At 49.2% G+C, this 19,852-nt stretch carries 17 protein-coding genes, 2 tRNA genes and 1 pseudogene; 9 read left to right on the forward strand and 11 right to left on the reverse strand.

Annotation, left to right across the window (positions count from 1 at the left end; all coding sequences use genetic code 11):
- Positions 1-22: 22 nt before the first annotated feature.
- The 5 genes from AAG834_RS02585 to AAG834_RS02605 form a co-directional block, all read right to left on the reverse strand.
- Positions 23-2,032, reverse strand: a complete 2,010-nt coding sequence (locus AAG834_RS02585; protein WP_342031150.1) for a site-specific recombinase — start codon at positions 2,030-2,032, stop codon at positions 23-25.
- Positions 2,033-2,188: 156 nt separating this feature from the next.
- Positions 2,189-2,980, reverse strand: coding sequence for an NAD(+) synthase (gene nadE / locus AAG834_RS02590; protein ID WP_342031151.1), 792 nt, complete (start codon positions 2,978-2,980; stop codon positions 2,189-2,191).
- Between the two features lie 174 nt (positions 2,981-3,154).
- Positions 3,155-3,925 (reverse strand): hypothetical protein, encoded by a 771-nt coding sequence (locus tag AAG834_RS02595; RefSeq protein WP_342031152.1) that lies wholly within the window; start codon positions 3,923-3,925, stop codon positions 3,155-3,157.
- A gap of 51 nt (positions 3,926-3,976) precedes the next feature.
- Positions 3,977-4,744, reverse strand: a complete 768-nt coding sequence (locus AAG834_RS02600; RefSeq protein ID WP_342031153.1) for a hypothetical protein — start codon at positions 4,742-4,744, stop codon at positions 3,977-3,979.
- Positions 4,745-5,077: 333 nt separating this feature from the next.
- Positions 5,078-6,853: an assimilatory sulfite reductase (NADPH) flavoprotein subunit gene (locus AAG834_RS02605; protein ID WP_342031154.1), complete on the reverse strand. Its 1,776-nt coding sequence runs from the start codon at positions 6,851-6,853 to the stop codon at positions 5,078-5,080.
- Between the two features lie 292 nt (positions 6,854-7,145).
- Between AAG834_RS02605 and yddG the strand changes: the two genes are divergently transcribed.
- The 3 genes from yddG to AAG834_RS02620 all read left to right on the forward strand — a co-directional run bounded on the left by yddG (position 7,146) and on the right by AAG834_RS02620 (position 10,638).
- Positions 7,146-8,069 carry an aromatic amino acid DMT transporter YddG gene (gene yddG, locus AAG834_RS02610; protein WP_342031155.1) on the forward strand — a complete coding sequence of 308 codons (924 nt, stop codon included), beginning with the start codon at positions 7,146-7,148 and terminating at the stop codon, positions 8,067-8,069.
- Positions 8,070-8,250: 181 nt separating this feature from the next.
- Positions 8,251-9,096 carry an RTX iron-regulated FrpC family protein gene (locus AAG834_RS02615; protein ID WP_342031156.1) on the forward strand — a complete coding sequence of 282 codons (846 nt, stop codon included), beginning with the start codon at positions 8,251-8,253 and terminating at the stop codon, positions 9,094-9,096.
- 198 nt (positions 9,097-9,294) lie between these two features.
- Positions 9,295-10,638: an aldehyde dehydrogenase family protein gene (locus AAG834_RS02620; protein WP_342031157.1), complete on the forward strand. Its 1,344-nt coding sequence runs from the start codon at positions 9,295-9,297 to the stop codon at positions 10,636-10,638.
- A 201-nt stretch (positions 10,639-10,839) separates the two neighbouring features.
- Here the strand turns inward: AAG834_RS02620 and ygfZ are convergent, their stop codons facing one another.
- On the reverse strand, positions 10,840-11,694 hold the full coding sequence (gene ygfZ, locus AAG834_RS02625) for a CAF17-like 4Fe-4S cluster assembly/insertion protein YgfZ (protein ID WP_342031158.1): 855 nt from the start codon (positions 11,692-11,694) through the stop codon (positions 10,840-10,842).
- A gap of 196 nt (positions 11,695-11,890) precedes the next feature.
- On the opposite strand from ygfZ, the gene AAG834_RS02630 reads away from it, so the two are divergent.
- Positions 11,891-12,241, forward strand: a complete 351-nt coding sequence (locus AAG834_RS02630; protein WP_342031159.1) for an ArsC family reductase — start codon at positions 11,891-11,893, stop codon at positions 12,239-12,241.
- 125 nt (positions 12,242-12,366) lie between these two features.
- On the forward strand, positions 12,367-14,217 hold the full coding sequence (locus AAG834_RS02635) for a SurA N-terminal domain-containing protein (protein WP_342031160.1): 1,851 nt from the start codon (positions 12,367-12,369) through the stop codon (positions 14,215-14,217).
- Between the two features lie 214 nt (positions 14,218-14,431).
- On the opposite strand, the pseudogene AAG834_RS02640 reads toward AAG834_RS02635, so the two are convergent.
- Positions 14,432-14,555: pseudogene (locus AAG834_RS02640) on the reverse strand (IS5/IS1182 family transposase); the annotation flags it as partial.
- Positions 14,556-14,565: 10 nt separating this feature from the next.
- Between AAG834_RS02640 and recR the strand changes: the two are divergent.
- Positions 14,566-15,171 carry a recombination mediator RecR gene (gene recR, locus AAG834_RS02645; protein WP_342031161.1) on the forward strand — a complete coding sequence of 202 codons (606 nt, stop codon included), beginning with the start codon at positions 14,566-14,568 and terminating at the stop codon, positions 15,169-15,171.
- Between the two features lie 57 nt (positions 15,172-15,228).
- Here the strand turns inward: recR and AAG834_RS02650 are convergent, their stop codons facing one another.
- Positions 15,229-15,516, reverse strand: a complete 288-nt coding sequence (locus tag AAG834_RS02650) for a hypothetical protein (protein WP_003760695.1) — start codon at positions 15,514-15,516, stop codon at positions 15,229-15,231.
- Positions 15,517-15,740: 224 nt separating this feature from the next.
- Here AAG834_RS02650 and AAG834_RS02655 point away from each other — a divergent pair, with 224 nt between their 5' ends.
- Both AAG834_RS02655 and lolD read left to right on the forward strand, forming a co-directional pair.
- Complete coding sequence (locus AAG834_RS02655; protein ID WP_070512136.1) at positions 15,741-16,991, forward strand: lipoprotein-releasing ABC transporter permease subunit; 1,251 nt, start codon at positions 15,741-15,743, stop codon at positions 16,989-16,991.
- Entirely contained in the window at positions 16,984-17,664 is a 681-nt protein-coding gene (gene lolD, locus AAG834_RS02660) for a lipoprotein-releasing ABC transporter ATP-binding protein LolD (protein ID WP_070512138.1), read from the forward strand. Before AAG834_RS02655 ends, lolD begins: the two co-directional genes overlap by 8 nt.
- A gap of 473 nt (positions 17,665-18,137) precedes the next feature.
- Here lolD and AAG834_RS02665 read toward each other — a convergent pair.
- From AAG834_RS02665 to yaaA, 3 genes are all read right to left on the reverse strand, one after another.
- A tRNA-Ser gene (locus AAG834_RS02665) sits at positions 18,138-18,227 on the reverse strand.
- Positions 18,228-18,308: 81 nt separating this feature from the next.
- A tRNA-Ser gene (locus AAG834_RS02670) sits at positions 18,309-18,399 on the reverse strand.
- A gap of 80 nt (positions 18,400-18,479) precedes the next feature.
- Positions 18,480-19,259 (reverse strand): peroxide stress protein YaaA, encoded by a 780-nt coding sequence (gene yaaA / locus AAG834_RS02675; RefSeq protein WP_070512141.1) that lies wholly within the window; start codon positions 19,257-19,259, stop codon positions 18,480-18,482.
- A 103-nt stretch (positions 19,260-19,362) separates the two neighbouring features.
- Here yaaA and AAG834_RS02680 point away from each other — a divergent pair, with 103 nt between their 5' ends.
- Positions 19,363-19,809 carry a helix-turn-helix domain-containing protein gene (locus AAG834_RS02680; protein ID WP_342031162.1) on the forward strand — a complete coding sequence of 149 codons (447 nt, stop codon included), beginning with the start codon at positions 19,363-19,365 and terminating at the stop codon, positions 19,807-19,809.
- Positions 19,810-19,852: the final 43 nt, after the last annotated feature.

Genomic DNA, 19,852 nt, shown 5'->3' on the forward strand with positions numbered 1-19,852 from the left:
AAGCGCTGTCTGTCGGCTTGCCTTAATGCTTTTCTCCCTGCTCTTTGACCGGCTCTTTGGTCTGAACCGGCGTAACCGGGAAAAACAAGATCAGCGGGTTGGCCTTAATCTGCTGCCAGAAGCTTTTGCACAAATTGCCGACGCTGCCGATTTTCGTGCCGCGCGAGCGCAGGGCGACGAAGAGGGCGAGGGTGAAGCTGACGATGAGGTTGACCAAGCCGATGGCGAGGACGCTGCAAATGCCGAGCAGGAATGCACCTAAACCGACGTTGCCGCTGACGGCGGCATAGCCGAGGTTGGCGGAGGAGAAGGCGACATGGCGGATGTCCAGCGGCAGACCGAGGAGGTGTCCGAAATAGCCGGTCATGCCCAAGAGCATACCGAAGATGAAGTTGCCGACCAGTGAGCCGTAGTGTTTGTGAATGTAGGCGGCGAGGACGCGGCGGGGTTTGGGGCGCATGATTTTGCGCAACAAGGGGTTGAAGGGCAGGCGTTGGCGCAGGTTGAGGTAGTCGGCGCGGTTGTCGAAGAAACCTGCGATGATGCCGGAACAGAACAGCCACAAGCCTGCAATAGCGGCATACCATAGCGTCGGGTGGCCGATGATGTCTATGGATTTGAACTGGTAGGCGGTGGTGTGGACATCGAGTATGGGCTGTTGGTGCAGATGGGCATAGCCAAACGATATGGCGCACGCCAAGAGTATGGCGATGGAAACGTTGCCGAAGACGGCGACGCTTTGGGAGCGGCATACGTCGATAAGGAGCTTGGCGAGCTTGTTGTCCACCGCTTTGCCACCTTCGTTGAGATCGACCTGTTCGGCGAAGCTGGCGGCGGTCATGGCGGGCTGTTTGGTGGCGACGGTGCAGTGCAGCATATGGATGAGCATGAAGCCTATACCGTAGTTGAGCCCTGACAGCAAGGAGGTAACGAAGGGGCTGAAGCCGAGTGTGCCGATGTGGATTTTGTGCAATGCCATCAGGGCGATGATGACGCCGCCACCCGCCGCGGAGTAGAACATTTTGAAATATTCTTTGCGGTTGCGGGTGATGTAATGCTCGCCGTGGTGGCTTTTGTTTTCGGTAATGCTGCGGGCGAGCATGCGTATGCTGCTGCGGCGCAGGTGGCGGGTACTGTATTGCTCGACCGCGGCGTAGATGAGGGAGTTCATCAGGGTAATGGTCAGGCGGTTGCGGTTGCCGGCATCGGTTTGGATGTCGGTGAGCAATTTCAGGCGATCTACGGTCTGCTGGAGCCGTTCGAGCAGGTGGGCGACTTTGACGGACGAGCCTGAACCTGCGCCCGTCCCTTTTCGGCGCAGATAGTCGATCTGACTGCAACATTGGTCGAACATGACTTCAAGGTGGGCGGTGTCGTAAGGGGTGGTGTCGTTGCGGTAGTGTTCGACCAGTTTGGCGGTTTCGCGCTGGAGGGCGACGAAGGGCGAATCGGCTTCGAGCAGGCGCGGGGCGATGCGGATGAGGTCGGGTTCGATGGCTTCGGAGGCAATCCAAATGGCCAGCATTTCGATGGCGCGCAGACGAGCGTCAACCAACTGGCGGCAGGCGTTTTGCAGCAAGGCGGGATCGGCGCTGGTGCGGATCAGGTCGTACAGGCTCAACCATTGGCGGATGCTGAGGGTTTGCAGCCATTTGTCGTCGTTTTCGGAGTGGAAAAGGTAGAGGAACACTTCGCGCAGGTTGGCAAAGTCTTTGTAGGACGGGCTGAAGCGTTCGTATATGCGTATGCCCATCTCGCGGGTAAAGCTGTGGCGCGAGAAGATGCCGAGTTTGATCAGCGCGGGATAGATGTGGACTTGCGAAAGCCAGTGGTAGAAGCGGCCACTGAAGTTTTTTCCGAGTTCTTCGTCTTGTTTGAGCGTGGAGATAATCAGGTCGAAGCGTTCTGCCGCCTGTTTTTTGCCGCCGCGCCGCAGGAATTTGATTAAGGCGTTGAGGATAAGGACGAAATCGGTGTCGGTCAGACTTTTGGAAAGTAAGGGATGTAGATTTTGGTGAGTAATTTTTTCCATTGCAGTATTTTTACACAAAACGGCGGGTTTGATAAGTTCGGGTAATTTATGCAACCTGCTGTAAGCACATTCGATATTTTGGAGCAATGTTTGACGATTTCAACCCTCTTTGTTTTGAAAAGGTCGTCTGAAAACCGTTTTCAGACGACCCCTTGTTTATTTCAGCATCTCTTCGGGAATGTTGCAGACGGGAATCGGATTGACTTTGTGTTGCATGGCTTTGTGCAGGCGGGTGTAGATTTCCAAGACTTCGCGCTGCCTGCCTTCAAAATCTTCGGGACGGCGCGTACCGTAAACGCTCATCGCCCATTCGAGTTCGGGATAGCTTGCGCCCATCTGTTCTTCGTCTGTGCGTTCGGTATCCCAAAGCCCGTCGGTCGGCACGGCTTTTTGGATGGACTCGGCGATGTTCAGTTCGGCGGCAATTTGATAAATCTGCGTTTTGGTCAAATCGGCAATCGGACTGATGTCCACGCCGCCGTCGCCGTATTTGGTGAAGAAACCCACGCCGAAATCTTCGATTTTGTTGCCCGTACCGGTAACCAGCAAACCGTTTAGCTGACCGTAATAATAAAGCGTCAGCATCCGCAGGCGGCTGCGGGCGTTGGCAAGCGCGAGCTGTTTGGCGGGGAACTCGGTTTCATCGACTTCGACATCGGCGGCAAAGGTATCGAAAGTCGGCGTCAAATTCACGCGCATCCCGCTGACGTTGGGAAACGCCTGTTCCAACCGGCGAATGTGTTCTTGCGCGCGGCTGACTTGGTCGGCTTTTTGGCGGATGGGCATTTCAAGCAGCAGAACCTTCAGCTCCGTCCGTGCCGCGATGGCGGAAACGACTGCGGAATCGATACCGCCGGAAACGCCGACGACAAACCCCTTGGCGTGTGCGGCGGCGGCATAGTTTTTCAGCCAGTCGGCAATATGGCGGATAACGGCTTGCGTCTGCATAGTCAGGCTCCTGATTTGAAAGGGGGAATCATACCCGATTTTGAGAGGCTGCGGCATATGGACGGGTCGTCTGAAAACACAGGTTTGGCATTGCGAAACCGATTGCCGTGTTTGCAATATTGTCGGTTTGAGGTTTTCAGACGACCTGTGTTATGAGCGGTTGGCTCCTGTGTTTTAATGAGATTTTTTGTTTGACTTGTCTTTATATCGATAGATTTGCAGATTGGTTGACCTGCCGCCCTTGAAAGAATTGATTTCATAGGTAATGCCATCATACACGGCGCGTGTACTGATCAGCTCTTCATTAAGCGGCTGTTTCTGTTTAAAGGCTTCGATGTTTTGGATATGTTTGTCCAGCAAGTCTTGAAACAGGTTGTCCGGTTTGTTTTTATGGTTGATGGTGGAAATGATTAAATCGGGGATAGTGGTGTCTTTCAAGATAAGTCCATCGTTTCCAATCACAGCATCCACACCGTCTACCTTGTTATTGACATGATATATGTTGACACTATACGGACATCCCAATTTGACAAAGTCTTTTAAAACTATAGATACAGAAAAAAGATTGGCATGATAGTCAGCGGCTCTATACATATTTTGTTTCCCGAAATTTTTTTCAACGATTTCATTATTGCTGTTTTCGATAAAGCCTAACTCTTGCAATTTGGGAACAATTAGTTCTTTGTTCATGGGGATAGGCAGGCGTTTAACTGCCTCGAAATGAGTAGGTTCATAGCGCGGGTATGCCGCAGGGTCTGCAGGCAGGAGCCGAGGAGGCGTATGAAACTTATACTCGGAAGGATGACATTCAAAATGCGGGGTCGCTGCGGTTTTAACGGCTTCTGCATCCTGCTTTCCATCTTGGGTCAAGTTTGGTTGATTACTACATGCTGCCATAACCAGCAAACCAGCCAATACCATCAGCTTTCTATTGACTATCTCCATGATTTTACTTTCTTTATTTGGTCTTTGTTGTAATTAGTTATGGGCTTTCTTTCAGGTTTTATATCGATAGATTTGTAGTATTGTTCTCCTACCTCCACCAAATGAGTTGATTTCATAGGTAATGCCATCGTATACAGTACGCGTGCTGATCAGCTCTTCATTAAGCGGCTGTTGCTGTTTAAAGGCTTCGATGTTTTGGATATGTTTGTCCAACAGGTCTTTAAACAGGTTTTCAGGCTTGTGTTTATGATCAATGGTAGAGATGACTAAATCGGGGATGGTGGCGTCTTTCAAGATAAGTCCATCGTTTCCAATCAATATTTCTACGCCATTGATGGTACGACCTGATTCATTTAAATGAACTTCTGTTCGATATGCGCAATAAGGTTCGATAAAGTCTTTCAATGATATATATAAAGCAGAATCTTCATGACCTAAAACTTCATAGGTATATAAATTTTTCCCTTTTTCTGTTTTTACTTCATCATTATCATCTTCTCGAAAACCTAACTCCTGTAATTTAGTAACAATCAGTGTTTTGTTCATAGGTATGGGGAGGCGATGAATATTTCTAAAAGGCGCATCAAACTCCTGTACAGCTGATATGCTCAACACTGTTGCCGCAGATGGGGGCTGAGGCAGCTCTCCAAGGGTATTGAATTTATACTCGGAAGGATGACATTCAAAATTCGGGGTAGCTGCAGTTTTAACGGCTTCTGCATCTTGCATTCTATCTTGCGTCAAATTCGGCTGATTGCTACATGCCGCTATAACCAGCAAACCCGCTAATACAGTCAGCTTTCTATTGAATGTCTTCATTATTGATAACATTCTTTATGCTTTTTCGATGTTCATCATCTCCTGATGCGGTTTGTAACAAATAAATCGGGTTTTATGTTGGGTGGAAATGACAATGAATTTTGTATGTTAGCTGGGTTGAGATAATGGGTAAAGAAAATGGGATAAGCGGTGGAAGGTGTGTCTGAATGGTTTGCTTTGTTTAGCGAGATATAGTGGTAACTTTAAACCAGGACGGCGTTACCTCGCCTTGCCCTGATTTAAATTTAATCCACTATAAATGGCTTGATGATGCGAAAGGTCGTCTGAAAACCCGATTTGGGCTTTTCAGACGACCTTTTGTTTGGGGCGGTATCAATAAACGTCGCGTTGGTAGCGTTTGTCTTCGCGCATTTCGTTGAGATAGTCTTCGGCATCGTCACGGCTGAGTTTGCCTTGGGTTTCGATGACGTCGAGCAGGGCGGTTTCTACGTCGCGTGCCATGCGGGTGGCGTCGCCGCAGACGTAGAGGTGTGCGCCTTGTTGCAGCCAGTTCCAGACTTCGGCGGCGTGTTCGGCAATTTTGTGTTGGACATAGACTTTGTGTTCGCCTTGTCTGCTCCATGCCAAGTCGGCGCGTGTGAGGGTGCCGTCTTTGCGGTAATCGCTCCATTCAAGCTGGTAGAGGAAGTCGTCGGCGAGGCGTTGGTTGCCGAAGATGAGCCAGTTTTTGCCGTTGTCGCCGTTGGCGGCGCGTTGTTGCATGAAGGCGCGGAAGGGGGCGATGCCTGTGCCTGCGCCTATCATGATGACGGGGGTGTTGCCGTCGGCGGGCAGTCGAAAATTGGGATTGGGTTCGACGAAGACGCGTACTTCGCCGCCTTCTTCAAGACGTTCGCCCAGATAGCCTGAGGCTGCGCCGGTGTAGGTGTTGCCGTGGTGTTCGAAGCGGACGACGCCGACGGTCAGGTGGACTTCTTCGCCGACTTCGTCTTGCGCGGAGGCGATGGAGTAAAGGCGCGGGGTTTGGGGGCGGAACAGTTGGAACAGGGTTTGCGCGTCCAACGGATGGGGATGGGCGGCAAAGACGCCGACGGGCGGGGTGGCGGCGAGGTAGGCGTCCAATCGGGTTTTGTCGGCGGCTGTGGTTTTGAGTTCTTCGCTACCGGACAATTCGGCGTATTGCTGCACGAGTGCCGGCGTGTTTTGCGTGATGTCGGCGGACTCGGTCAGGGCGGTGCGGATGTCGGTTTCGAGGTCGTCTGAAAGGCGGATTTTTTCTTCGCCGCTTAATTGGTGCAAATCAAGGATTTCTTGAACCAAAGCGGGAGCGTTGAGCGGGAGTACGCCCAATGCGTCGCCTGCCTGATAGTGCAGGCCGGAGCCGGACAGGTCGATTTCGATGTGTTCCACATCTTTCTCGGCGGAACGGGACGTGATTTTTTGGCGGACGGACAGGGTGGCGGTATAGGGTTTGTCTTTGGTATAGACAGTGCCGGCGGTTTGAGGGGTAGCAGATGTTGCAACGGATGCTGCGGCGGTTTGCGCGGCAAACTCGGCAACTAGGGGGACGACGGCTTCTATCCACGCGTCGGCGGCACTTTGGAACTCTAAATCGCAGATGCCCAAATCGTTCAGACGACGTGCGCCCAGTTCGGCGAATTTGGCGTCAAAGTCTTTGCCCGCTTGGCAGAAATTGGGATAGGAAGAATCGCCCAAACCTAAAACGGCAAAAGTGAGTTTGCCCAAATCGGGGGCTTTTTTGCCGAAGACGAATTTATACAGCGGCAGGGCTTCTTCGGGCGGTTCGCCCTCGCCTTGCGTGGATGTTACCAATAACACGATGTCTTCATCGGGCAGGGTTTTGCTTTTGAAGTCCCCCGCGCTGCTCAATACGGCTTCTACGCCGGCGTTTTTGAGTTTGGCGTGTAAAGATTCGGCAACGCCGCGCGCATTGCCCGTTTGCGAGGCGGATAAGACCAACACGCGTCGCACGGGGGCTGCAACGGCGGGAGCGGCGGAAACACTCAAACCGCCCGCCGCCCCTTGACTTTGCGCCCAGCAGTAGCCGGAAAGCCAAGCGAGCTGTGTAGGCGAGAGGGCGGCGAGTTGTGCGGAAAGTTCGGCGGGAAGCGGGTTGGCTGGGGTCATATCGGTTCCTTTGTGCGGACGGCTGCTTGAGGCAGAGCGTTTGCCTGCGCGGCTTTAATTGTTTGGTTGAATGGTGATTTTTCTGAAAACAGTGGCGATACTGTAAACAGGTCGTCTGAAAAACGGAAAGAATGCTTGGTTTTAATTTAATGCGATTTCGTTATATTCTGGATTGGGAGAGGGAGATAGGGTTGATATCGGTTTTCAGACGACCTTTCCTCTTGATTATGCAAACAGGAGGCGTAAAATATCAAAAAATTACACAATAAAACAAATCCCAACACAACACATCATGAACCGTCTGCTCCAACACGCATTTACCCCCAATCAAGCCACATCCATAGGTCTGCTTGCCGTAGCCTTTTGGAGTTCCGTCGTCGGGTTGATACGCGCCTTGAGCCTGCACATGGGGGCGGTCGGCGGCGCGGCGGTGATGTACAGCCTTTCCACTTTGTTGCTCTTGGCTATTTTCGGATTACCGAATCTGCGGCAGTTCAGCCGCAGCTACCTTTTTTGGGCAAGCATTTTTTTCGTCGGCTGCGAATTGTGCCTGTCTCTTTCCATCGGTTTTGCCGACAACGCACGCCAAGCGGTCGAAGTCGGTATGGTCAATTATCTTTGGCCGACGTTTACCATCATCGGTGCAGTTTGGTTTAACAAGCAGCCCGCAAAATGGTGGATAGGCATAGGCTTTACCCTTTCGTTTATAGGCATTGCCACCGTTTTAGGCGGTGACGGTGGATTTTCTTTGCCCGAGATTATCGGCAACGTCCGAACCAATCCGCTCAGTTACATCATGGCATTGTTGGACGCGCTGTTTTGGGCGGCATACTGCACCCTGACCGCCAGAACCAAAGCGCAGGGCAATGCCGTCGGTTTTTTCTTCCTCCTCGTCTCCTGCATCCTGTGGGCAAAATATTTCGCAGGCGGCTACGGCAGCCTTCATTTCGATACCGGCGCCATACTTTATGCCGTTGCCGCCGCAGCCTGCATGGGCTTGGGCTATGCGGTTTGGAACATCGGCATTTCATGCGGCAATATGACCGTCTTGGCAGGCGCTTCCTATTTCATTCCCATTTTTTCTGCTCTCATTTCCTCCGTCCTGCTCAATGCGCCCCTGTCTGTACAGTTTTGGCAGGGCGCGATTATGGTCTGCATCGGCTCAGGCGTGTGCTGGCTTGCGACGCAGAACTTCAGTTTCAGACGAATTGAGTAGTTCTCGGTCCTTACATCAGGGTTTTTGAAAATACAACAAAAGGTCGTCTAAATATTTTCAGACGACCTTTTGTTGTATTTTCAGTTGTAATGATACGTTTGCTTAAGTTAAATACCATTTATCTGAAATAAATTGCTGGTTTATGAGAATATGGTATTTCTACAGGAATCAGAAATTGATAATGGATTGTATTTCAGCTGGTCTGATTAATCAGAAATCTGTTACAGGAAGAGTAAAAGTGGAATGTGGAAAAGATAGGGTATTGAAGAAGCTATCAGCTCTAATAGCAGTTTTGGGTTCATTCGCTTTGGCAGCTTGTTATCCATCTTCAGAAAATAAGGAAGAAGTAGAAATGGACAATCAGATACCCATAACAGGCTTTGAAAGAAATATTAAAATTGATTTGGATGGGACGTTGCTGAGCGTACCTTACGGTTATTTGGCAGGTTCGTCCCGAAATTCGGCAACAAGATGGATGTCGGATGAGGAAAAAATCTATAAGGGCGGTAGGTTTGATATTTACGTCCATGCCAAACGCAAAGGAGATTCTTGGATTTTAGAGCCTTTTAATCGGAAGAATAAAGATAAATTTGTTAAGGCATTGAAGGATGGTCTGCCGATGATAGACACTATTTCGATTCAGAAAAATTCTGAATGCCTTTTAGATCCTAAGTATCTTAAAAAAATGATTTTGAGGTACGGTTCAAAAGAAATAACTTCTTCTAAAGACTATAAAGCATATGAAAGATTTAATGAAGAACCATTCTATCATGAATTTAATTATATTAGGGATGATGAAAATCCAGTAAGAATACAAGTAAGGGATGATGGTAGAAAAAATGGAAAAAGACTTAATGAACCGCATTTTTCAATCGCAGTTGACTCATGCATAAATGGTTTGTCAGTAGATTATTATCCTAGTATCAGTGTACATGAATATGGAAATTTTTCTAAGCAGCTTTCTCAACAAGAGTTGATTGAATATCATCTAAAAATAGAGAAATTAATTAAAAGTTTTATCAAGTAATTTTATTTTAGGATCCTAACTTATGATTATTTTAAATGGATAACAACAGGCTGAATTAAAAGGAGAAGAACTGTGTGGAGATGTTCTATCCGAGTTTGCTATATAATCGCGCCATCTTTGATGAACAAACATCGTCTGAAAGAACGTCTTAATTTTCAGACGACCTAAAATAAAACCGACATACAAAGGAGCCGAACCATGTTTCACAGCATCAACGCCTATACCGGCGAAACCCTTTGCCGCCATCCTGCGCAGAGTTATGCAGAGTTTGCACAAGAATTGGCAGCGTTGAAGGTGCGACAGCAGGCGTTTGCGCGGTTGGGTGTAACCGGGCGGACTGCTTTGCTGCAAGCTTTTGCCGAGCGTTTGGCGCAAAACAAGGAGCGGCTTGCGGAAATGGTTTGCGAAGAAGTCGGACGCTGCCTGCATGAATGCCGTGCCGAACTGGATAAATCCGTCGAGCTCATCCGATATTACGTCCGCCTTGCCCCCGAGTTGCTGGCGCATAAGACCATTGCTACGCAGGCGAGCCTCAGTCAGGTGCGTTTTGAGCCGTTGGGCGTTGTGCTTGCCGTCATGCCGTGGAACTATCCTGTCTGGCAGGTTTTGCGTTTTGCCATTCCAGCCCTGTGCGCGGGAAACGCTTGTGCCGTCAAGCCTGCGCCCAGTGTTGCGCGGGTCAGCGCTGCGCTGTTGGAACTGGTTTCAGACGACCTTCCGTTGATTGGCGCATGGCTGGACAACGACGATACGTTGAAAGCCATTGAAGACACCGATGCGATGGCGTTTACCGGCTCGACACAGACCGGCCGCCTGCTCGCCGCCCATGCGGGAATGCACCTCAAGAAAACCGTCCTCGAACTCGGCGGCAGCAACCCCTTCATTGTCATGCCCGATGCGGATCTCGAACGCGCCGCCGTCGAAGCTTGTTATTCGCGTTTCCGTGACGCGGGTCAGTCTTGCAACGCAGCCAAACGAATCGTCGTAACCGAAGCCGTTGCCGAGCGCTTCATCCCCCTGTTCCTTGCCGAATGCGCCAAATTGCAAACAGGCGATCCCAAAGACCCTGCGACCACACTCGCCCCGCTGCACCGCGAAGACTTGCGCGCAAACGTACACGCTCAGGTACAGGACGCAGTCGCACACGGTGCGCAGGTTCTGACGGGCGGTTTCATTCCCGAAGGAAAGGGCTGGTTTTACCCCGCCACCGTATTGGACAAAGTGAATCCTGACTGCCGCGTTTGGAATGAAGAGGTTTTCGGGCCGGTTGCCATGATTTTGCGGGCAAAGGACGAGGAACACGCCGTCGCCCTTGCCAACGATACGCCCTACGGATTGGGCGCCAGCATTTATACCGCCGATACCCGCCGCGCTTGGGCATTTGCCGAAAAAATCCAAGCAGGCTCGGTGTTTATCAACCGCCACACCAGCAGCGACCTGCGCCTTCCCTTTGGCGGCGTCAAGGCTTCCGGTTACGGACGGGAATTGTCTGAATTCGGGTTGTATGAATTTGTGAACGTGAAAACGTATTGGCAGAAATAAGGATGGATTGAAAAAGGTCGTCTGAAAACGCCGGGATTGTCTATGTTGCGTTTTCAGACGACCTTTTTTAGTGGATTAACTTTAAACCAGTACAGCGTTACCTTACCTTGCCGTACTATCTGTACTGTCTGCGGCTTCGTCGCCTTGTCCTGATTTAAATTTAATCCACTATAAGATGGAGGATTGACCGATCGCTGCGCGTCAAGCATCCACTGTAAAGAATAAAGTTTCTTGTTTTAAATCATTACCGTCGGCATCGGTCAAATCGGCGTGTGCTGCCGAAAATTTGATAACCGCAAGACTCAGGCTGCCGGTATCGGTCAGCGCGGTATTGATGATTTGTCCGGCTTCTTCGCCTCCGTTTTGAACGGCAACGCCTGCGGCTTCCAACGAATCGCCCCGTAAAACCGCCAGCCCGCGTTTGACTTGTCCGCGATATTGGGCGCGGGCGATGATTTCCTGTCCCGGATAGCAGCCCTTTTTGAAATGTACGCCGCCGATGATGTGTTGGTTGAGCATTTGGGCAACGGCAGTTTCTTTGGTCGCCGTCGAAATCCAAGCGTAGCCGCTGCGGATTTCGTGCAGGTTCCAAGCGTTTTCGGCTGCCGCGTCATATTCGGGCAGAAGCCCGGCTTCGCCGATTTTCAGACGACCTGAATGGGGCAGGATAATGGTGTATACCCCATCGTCTGCTTGGGCAGGAAAGGATAGGGCAGGTTCAGCTGCGGGAGAGGGTGAGGCAGTTTCGTCCAGCTCGCCTGCGACGGCAAAATCGGGCAGCGGTTCAAAGATGACTTTGGCTCTCAGGACAAACATGCGCAACCGTTTGACAATGGCTTCGGTCAGATCCTGCGCCATAATCAGCAGCAAGTCTTCTCCTCGGTTGAGGACGATCATATTTGCCAACACGCGCCCTTTCGGGGTGTTGTAAGTGGCATAACATGCGGTGTTTTCGTTCAGATGGTTGATGTCGTTGGATAATTGGCCGTGAAGAAAGGAGGCTCTGTCCTCCCCGCTGACTCGGACGACACCAAAAAATGGCAGGCGGGTTTGCATGTGGAATCCTTTGTCGGGTAGCAATGGAATAGTTCGATATTATAAGAACAAACGCTTGATGAAAAAAGCCGTTGAGTATAGGAAAAGCGTACAGAGGTCGTCTGAAAAGGTTTCAGACGACCCATTTTGTTCTGATTAAAAGGAAAATCGGCTAAAATGACGGCGCTTTTTCTTTAGGATAGAGAGTGATTTCAAGATGATTCAGTTATACGGCATTCCCAATTGCGATACGGTGAAAAAAGCCCGCAAATGGTTGGAAGAACATGGCGTTGATTTTCAATTTGTGGATTTTAAAAAGAGCCCGCCGCAAGTTGACACGATAAGCAAATGGTTGGAGCAGATACCGCTGGAGGTTTTATTGAACAAACGCGGTACGACGTGGCGCAAACTGGATGGGCAAGCCCAAGCCGCTGCGGCTAACGCCGATGGCGCGGTTCGATTGATGGCGGAACAGCCCAGCATCATCAAGCGGCCGGTTTTGGAAAAAGAAGGGCGGTTTTTCGTCGGCTTTTCCGAAGAAAACTACCAAGAAATTTTTTCAAAATAACACGATACGGCGGAATGGGGTCGTCTGAAAAATAAGTCGGACCGGCGTTCTGCCAAGAGTGCATAACAAGGCAAAACGCGCTACAATGCGCGTTTGCTATTTTAACCATTACGTCTTCAGATAATATGTTCCATACCGTTGAAAAATATAAAACTCCGGCCCAGATTTTGTTGGGTCTGATTGCGCTGACCTTCGTCGGCTTCGGTGTCAGCACGGTTGCTGCGCCCGGCTCTGATTTTATCGTCAAAATAGGGGATGAAAAAATCAGTGAGTATTCTTTGAATAATGAGTTGCAAGGTGAGCAGCTTCAAGGTCAAAGCCCGTCGCGGGGAGCAGTATTCCAATCTTTGGTTCAACGCGCCTATTTGAAGGAAGGTGCCAAGCTGATGGGTGTGGAAGTTTCCCAAGAGCAGCTTAAACAACTGATCGTGGACGATCCTAATTTTCACGATCAAAACGGTAAATTCAGCCAACAGATCTTTTCAAACTTCCTGAGTCAGCGCCATATGACGGAAGACCAGTTTGTCGCCGACATCCGCGAACGGTATGCGTTGCAAAGTTTGATCAATTTGGTGCAAAACGGTGCGATTATCAGCGATGCGCAAGCAGAGCAGCTGATTAAGCTGACTCAGGCGACCCGCGATATCCGTTCGGTAACATTCAATCCTGAAGCCTTTGTTTCTCAAGTAAAAGTCGATGATGCCGCACTGAAGGCATATTATGAGGCTCACAAAAAAGATTATCTGATTCCACAAGGCGTGAAATTGGAATACATTGCCCTGAGTGCCAAAGATTTGGCGGACAAACAGACCGTCAGCGAAGACGAAGTGAAAAAAGCATTTGACGAGCAGGCGCCCCATCTTTCGCCCCGCCGTGAAATTGCCCACATCTTCTTCCCGGTGCCTCAAGATGCCGATGAAACGGTACGCGCGGCAATCAAAGCCGAAGCAGACAAAGTTGCGGCAGAGCTGAAAGCCAAACCGGCCGATTTTGCTGATCTGGCGAAGAAATATTCAAAAGACACCGCATCTGCTTCCAAAGGCGGCAACTTAGGCTATCTGTCTAAAGACGGCGGCTTGGGGGCGGATTTGGAAAACGTGGCGTTCTCGCTGCCTAAAGGCGGAATCAGCGATGTGGTTCAAACACCGGTCGGCTACGATATCGTCCAAGTTTTGAATATCGAAGACAAAGTGTCTTTAGAACATGAAAAAGCCCGTATCGAAGCCGATTTGAAGCTGAAAAAAGCTGCTTCCGAATTCAATTCGGCCAAAGAAAAACTTTCTGAAGAAGCATTTAATACGCCGACTTCCCTGGTGGATGTCGCTAAAAAAACAAATCTGAAACTGGAAAGCCTGGATCAAGATTGGTTGACTCAAGCCAACGGTAAAGCAGCAGGTTTGCCCGATGCATTGATTAATGCTGCGTTCAGTGAAGATGTGTTGAAGAAAAAACACAATTCCGATTTGATTTCCATGGACAAAGATACGGTTTGGGTCATTCGTGTCAAAGAAGTCAGGGAAGAAAAAACCGCACCTTTCGCTGATGTTCAAGAAGAAGTGCGTTTGGCTTATCTGCGCAGTGAAGCCGCAAAACTGGCCGATAAAAAAGCCAAAGAAGCCATCGAGGCTTTGAAGGCAGGCAAGGCAGTTGACTTGAAATGGTCGGAAGTATCGAAATTGAGTGCGCAAGATGCACGCCGGACCATGGCACCCGAAGCGTATAACGAACTGATCAAAGCCCGTCCGCAAAATGGCAAACCTGCATACGCCATGCTGCTGGAAGGCATGCCGGCTCCTGTAATTGTTGAAGTACAAAATATTGCAGCGCCGGAAAATATTGCTTCCCAAGTGCCTGCTGCCAAACAAATGCTGGCACAACAGCAGTCTGCCAACATTTTTGACGCATTGCTGCGTTATTTCAGCAAGGAAATCAAGCGCGAGCAAGGTGCGCAAAAAGTTGATAATTCAGCAGAGTAAGCAGGTGATGAACAGGTAGGCGGCAATGATGGCAAACATGATTGCCCGTCTGCCTTAAACAGAATCAAACGGTCGGAGAAAATCCGACCGTTTTCATTATATAATCAGCCTTTCTTGCCCCATCAATATATAGTGGATTAAATTTAAACCAGTACGGCGTTGCCTTAGCTCAAAGAGAACGATTCTCTAAGGTGCTGAAGCACCAAGTGAATCGGTTCCGTACTATCTGTACTGTCTGCGGCTTCGTCGCCTTGTCCTGATTTAAAGTTAATCCACTATATATAGTGATTTCACTACTATACACATTCCGATTTTCCTTGTTTTTCGGTTAGAGGTCGTCTGAATACCATGAGCAAAGCTCCCGATGCTTTTACGCGGCTGATTAATGCCTTGAAAATTTTACCCAATGTCGGTCCGAAATCCGCGCAGCGCATGGCGCATCAATTGCTGCAAAGCAAGCGGGAGCAGGCGCAGGAGTTGGTTGATGCTTTGCAATACGCCTTAAAGCAAGTCCAGCATTGCAGGATGTGCAACACATTTTGCGAAGGAAGTTTGTGTGATATCTGTTCTGACGAATCGCGCGACAAACACCGCCTGATGATCGTCCATATGCCGGCAGATGTTTCCAATATGGAAACTGCCAATTGCCATGACGGTTTGTATTTTGTGCTGATGGGGCAAATCAGTCCCGCGCAAGGGATGGATGTGAGCGCCATCGCATTGGACAAACTGGTGGTAAGGTTGCAGAACGCTGATGTCGAAGAAATCATCATTGCAACAAACTTTACTGCCGAAGGAGATGCGACGGCGTATGTGTTGGCAGAATTGTTTAAAAACCTTCCATACAAAGTCAGCCGTCTTGCCAGAGGCATCCCTTTGGGGGGAGAGTTGGAATATGTCGATGCAGGGACTTTGGCGCAGGCCGTTTATGAAAGGCGCGCAATCAAGGAATAAAACAATAAGGTCGTCTGAAAACGCGTTTCAGACGACCTTATTTCAAACAAAGCCGGTTTATTTGCAGCTTACGCCTTGAATTTGCGGAGTGTCGCCGCTGCCTACTTTAAAGGCACATTTGGTGGCGCTGCTGCCGGACACGGTAACGACACCGCTGCCTGCGGTCAGGCTGACCGGTTCTTTAACACCCATGCCGACTGCGGTTGCGGCAAGTTTTTGCACGTCGGCAGCGGAATAGGACGTATTGTTTGAACTGATTTTAATCTCCTTAGCCGCATACGCATTTGCACTGAATGCCAATCCGGCAGCGGCAACGGATAATGCTAAGAATTTTGTGATGTTCATTAATGGTTTTCCTTTTTGATGGCGGTAAACTTTACCGCGATTTCAGAATAAGGCCGAATAGATGATTGTGCAAGTTTTTCGGCCGATTTTACGGTAGCCCTGAATAAGAAGACTTTGGTTTACAAATTGCGATGTCTCTATTCTTGGTCGTTTCGGCGTATTCAGACGACCTGTCGGTTTTACGGTACAATAGGCGTTTTTTGACAAACGGATGAGGCATATAAATGGCTTCTTTAGAGACTTGGATAGGACTGCGCTATTTGCGGGCAAAAAAACGCAATGGCTTCATGTCGTTTATCACCGTCATTTCTATTGTGGGTATTGCACTCGGTGTGATGGCTTTGATTGTCGTATTGTCAGTCATGGCGGGCTTTCAGAGAGATATACGGGGGCAGCTTTTGAAAGTGGCTCCTCATGCCGAAATGGGTTATTACGATAACGGCAACGGTAAAAGCTGGGAGAGCCTGCGCGAGATTATTAAAGGACGCAAAGAGGTGCTTCAGTCGGCACCTTATGTTTCCGGACAGGCATTGCTGGCAAATGCGGGTGAGGTCCAAGGCGTTCAAATCCGCGGGATTTTGCCTGATGAAGAAAAAAAAATCGTTGAATACAGTAAAGAAATGCCTGTGGGCAGTTTTGATGATTTGAAGCCGGGCGAATTTGATATTATTTTGGGACAGGATTTGGCTGAGTCTTTGGATGTAAAGGTTGGTGAAAAAATCACTGTCGTTACGCCTGAAGGCAACGTGACGCCAGCCGGTGTTGTACCTCGTCTGAAACAATTTAAAGTTGTCGGCTTGGTCAAAACCAAAATCCATGAATTGAACACTACTCTAGCATTGACGCACATGAAAGATGCCCAAGTCTTGTACCGTCTAGATGAAAATGCGGCAGGCTTGAGATTGAAACTTGCCGATCCGATCAATGCGCCGTCGTTCACCGAAACACTGCTGCCGAAAAATCTGCAAGAAGAAGTATGGTTGCGCGATTGGACGTACACCAACCGCAGTTATTTCGAGGCCGTAGAAATGGAGAAAAGGGTGATGTTCATCATTCTGCTGCTGATTGTTGCCGTAGCCACCTTTAACTTGGTTTCTTCTTTGGTCATGGCGGTTACGGAAAAACAAGCCGATATTGCCATTTTGAGGACTTTGGGTGTCTCCCCGGGCAGTATTATGAAAATTTTTATGGTGCAGGGCGTATTTGCCGGCTTTTTTGGTACCTTGACCGGAGTGATTACCGGTGTCACGCTGGCTTTGAACGTGGGCAGTATTGTCAAACAGTTAGAGAGTTGGTTTGGTTTCCAATTCATCAAATCACAAGTTTATTTCATTGATTATATTCCGAGTGACGTCAGTGTTCATGATGTTGTGCTGATTGCCTGCATTTCCCTGATTTTGTCGTTTATCGCCACGCTCTATCCAAGCTGGCGTGCTGCAAGAACCCAACCGGCGGAGGCTTTGCGCTATGAATAAAGTAGTTTTGAAATGCGATAATGTCAGCAAAAGCTACAAAGACGGTCAATTGAATGTCAACGTTTTGAATCAGTTGAGGCTCGAAGTGCTCGAAGGTCAAAGCGTCAGCATTATCGGTTCGTCCGGTAGCGGCAAATCGACCTTGATGCACATTTTGGGCGGTTTGGATAAGCCGACTTCCGGCAGCGTGGTACTGATGGGGCAGGATTTGAGTCAGTTGGGACAGAAACAACTGGGTCTGCTGCGCAATCAGTATTTGGGTTTCGTGTACCAGTTCCACCATTTGCTGCCTGAGTTTTCCGCTTTGGAAAACGTCATGATGCCGCTTTTAATTGGTAAGATGAAAAAAGCCGAAGCAGAACAGCGTGCGGTTGAAATGTTGGAAAAAGCGGGTTTGAAAAAGCGCATACAACACCGACCCAGCGAGCTTTCCGGTGGTGAACGCCAACGTGCCGCCATTGCACGCGCGCTGGTAACACGTCCCAAATGCTTGCTTGCCGACGAGCCGACAGGCAATCTGGACCGTAAAAATGCGCAAAATGTACTGGATATGATGCTGGATCTGAAATCCGAGTTGAATACCAGCCTGATTGTGGTCACGCATGATGACGAATTGGCTGGCCGTTTCGATCGGGTCATGCTGATGCACGACGGACGCTTGGAAGAGCAGTAACTATCCGGCAATACGAAAAGGTCGTCTGAAAAAGCAATGGATACTTTTCAGATGACGGCGGATTCGGATTTGAAGTGCAACTTTCCATAACAGAAAAAGGCCAGTATGCGGTAGCATACTGGCCTTTCCTGCAATGCAACACATTAACATCCTTATCCGCCCAAGAAAAACACTTGGTTACGAAACGCCAAGTGTTTTATAGTGGATTAAATTATCAGGATAAGGCGACGAAGCCACAGACAGTACAGATAGTACGGCAAGGCGAGGCAACGCCGTACTGGTTTAAAGTTAATCCACTATATTCTTGAATCTGTTCCAACCACTGATATCCTAGTGTTGTACTTGAAATCCGAATCCAAGGTTGTCTGAAAACTGAATGCCCCTTGAAGTTGAATCCATCCACTATACATACCCAATACTTGGGAGGCAAATTCAAAAAAAGCTGCTATGGAAATAGCAGCTTTTGTCCGGTTTGGCGGAAACGGTGGGATTCGAACCCACGGAGGATTTGCACCCTCAGCGGATTTCGAGTCCGCTGCATTCAGCCTCTCTGCCACGTTTCCGTAGAATAAAGTAAAACCAAATAAAAATGTTGTTGGCTGGGCTTCACTTCATTTTTATTTGGTTTTTCTATTTTCAAGAAATGGCGGAAGCGGTGAGATTCGAACTCACGGAGGGCTATCAACCCTCGACGGTTTTCAAGACCGTTGCATTAAACCGCTCTGCCACGCTTCCGTTTCTTGAAGCTGAAATAATAATGAAATTTGCCGGGTTTGCCAAGCGAAATTTGCAGGCGAATATTTAGTTTTTTGTTTTTACTTGGTTTGTTCTTTACGCATGAACACCCATTCGGACTCATTCGACGCTGCTGCGTTAAATGCGTAACCTTCGTAATCGAAATTTTTCAGCATTTCTGGGGCAGTGATATTGTGTTCCGCCGCGTAGCGTACCATCAGTCCGCGCGCGCGTTTGGCGTAGAAGCTGATGATTTTGTATTTGCCGTTTTTTTCGTCTTTGAAAACGGGGGTAATCAGGCGGGCTTTGAGTTTTTGGGTGTTGACGGATTTGAAATATTCTTGCGAAGCGAGGTTAATCAATATGTCGCTGCCGGCTTGGGCAAGGGTGTCGTTTAACAGGTCGGTGATGATGTCGCCCCAAAATTCATACAGGTTCTTACCGCGTGTGTTGGCAAACGCCGTTCCCATTTCCAAACGGTAGGGCTGCATCAAATCCAGCGGGCGAAGAACGCCGTAGAGGCCGGAAAGCAGGCGGAGGTGTTGTTGCAGATATTGGATTTGTTCTGGCTTGAGGGTGTCTGCGGCGATGCCTTCGTAAACGTCTCCGTTGAACATAAAGACTGCCTGTTTAGCGTTGTCTGGTGTAAACGGTGTATGCCATTCGGCGTTGCGCTCGGCGTTTAAGAGGGCGATTTTGTCGGAAACGTGCATCAGCTCGGCGATTTGCTGCGGGGCGAGTTCACGCAGTTGGCGCATCAGGATTTCGGCTTCTGCCAAGAGGTCCGGTTGGGTGAATTCTTTGACGTGCGCAGGGTCTTTTTCATTGAGGTTTTTGGCGGGGGAAAGGACGAAGAACATGATGGACTCGGAGATGTGATAAACAGCGGCATTGTAGGTTTAAAATGTTTTATGGGCAAGTTTGATAAGTGAAGTAAATACCGTTATAGCAAAGGCTGTTTGAATGGAATTAAAAAGGTCGTCTGAAAACTCGGATTTGAGTTTGAACTGCACCCCAAAAGTTGGACATCACCTCCAACCACTAAGGTGCAGTTTTTTTATCAGCAAATATACATTACACTTCAAATACCAAGCCGTACTCCACTACCTGCATATACGCAGCCAACAGCGTACTGCAGACCACTACGGCATCTCACGAACCCACCTGAGACGATGGATACGCGCCTATCAAGAAGGCGGTATCGGCGCACTCGAACATCCACAATCCAAAACCATGACCGAACACCGCAAAAACCCCTTCATCGCCGACAAACCCGACCAAGAAAAAACACAGGCAGAGCTTATTGAAGAGTTGTGCTATATGCGTGCAGAGGTTGCCTACCTAAAGGAGTTAAAAGCCCTCAGCCAAAAGCGGACCGAAAAGGACAAAGCCAAACCGTCCAAACACTGAGGGCGCAACACCCGCTCAAATACCTGCTGCACATCGCACACCT

The organism is Neisseria sp. Marseille-Q2251 (assembly GCF_940793045.1).
Taxonomy (GTDB): domain Bacteria; phylum Pseudomonadota; class Gammaproteobacteria; order Burkholderiales; family Neisseriaceae; genus Neisseria.

Bases quoted from the DNA above. Each gene is read 5' to 3' on its own strand.
- AAG834_RS02585 (WP_342031150.1), bottom strand. From the start codon at position 2,032: ATGGAAAAAATTACTCACCAAAATCTACATCCCTTACTTTCCAAAAGT.
- nadE (WP_342031151.1), bottom strand. From the start codon at position 2,980: ATGCAGACGCAAGCCGTTATCCGCCATATTGCCGACTGGCTGAAAAAC.
- AAG834_RS02595 (WP_342031152.1), bottom strand. From the start codon at position 3,925: ATGGAGATAGTCAATAGAAAGCTGATGGTATTGGCTGGTTTGCTGGTT.
- AAG834_RS02600 (WP_342031153.1), bottom strand. From the start codon at position 4,744: ATGAAGACATTCAATAGAAAGCTGACTGTATTAGCGGGTTTGCTGGTT.
- AAG834_RS02605 (WP_342031154.1), bottom strand. From the start codon at position 6,853: ATGACCCCAGCCAACCCGCTTCCCGCCGAACTTTCCGCACAACTCGCC.
- yddG (WP_342031155.1), top strand. From the start codon at position 7,146: ATGAACCGTCTGCTCCAACACGCATTTACCCCCAATCAAGCCACATCC.
- AAG834_RS02615 (WP_342031156.1), top strand. From the start codon at position 8,251: ATGGATTGTATTTCAGCTGGTCTGATTAATCAGAAATCTGTTACAGGA.
- AAG834_RS02620 (WP_342031157.1), top strand. From the start codon at position 9,295: ATGTTTCACAGCATCAACGCCTATACCGGCGAAACCCTTTGCCGCCAT.
- ygfZ (WP_342031158.1), bottom strand. From the start codon at position 11,694: ATGCAAACCCGCCTGCCATTTTTTGGTGTCGTCCGAGTCAGCGGGGAG.
- AAG834_RS02630 (WP_342031159.1), top strand. From the start codon at position 11,891: ATGATTCAGTTATACGGCATTCCCAATTGCGATACGGTGAAAAAAGCC.
- AAG834_RS02635 (WP_342031160.1), top strand. From the start codon at position 12,367: ATGTTCCATACCGTTGAAAAATATAAAACTCCGGCCCAGATTTTGTTG.
- recR (WP_342031161.1), top strand. From the start codon at position 14,566: ATGAGCAAAGCTCCCGATGCTTTTACGCGGCTGATTAATGCCTTGAAA.
- AAG834_RS02650 (WP_003760695.1), bottom strand. From the start codon at position 15,516: ATGAACATCACAAAATTCTTAGCATTATCCGTTGCCGCTGCCGGATTG.
- AAG834_RS02655 (WP_070512136.1), top strand. From the start codon at position 15,741: ATGGCTTCTTTAGAGACTTGGATAGGACTGCGCTATTTGCGGGCAAAA.
- lolD (WP_070512138.1), top strand. From the start codon at position 16,984: ATGAATAAAGTAGTTTTGAAATGCGATAATGTCAGCAAAAGCTACAAA.
- yaaA (WP_070512141.1), bottom strand. From the start codon at position 19,259: ATGTTCTTCGTCCTTTCCCCCGCCAAAAACCTCAATGAAAAAGACCCT.
- AAG834_RS02680 (WP_342031162.1), top strand. From the start codon at position 19,363: ATGGAATTAAAAAGGTCGTCTGAAAACTCGGATTTGAGTTTGAACTGC.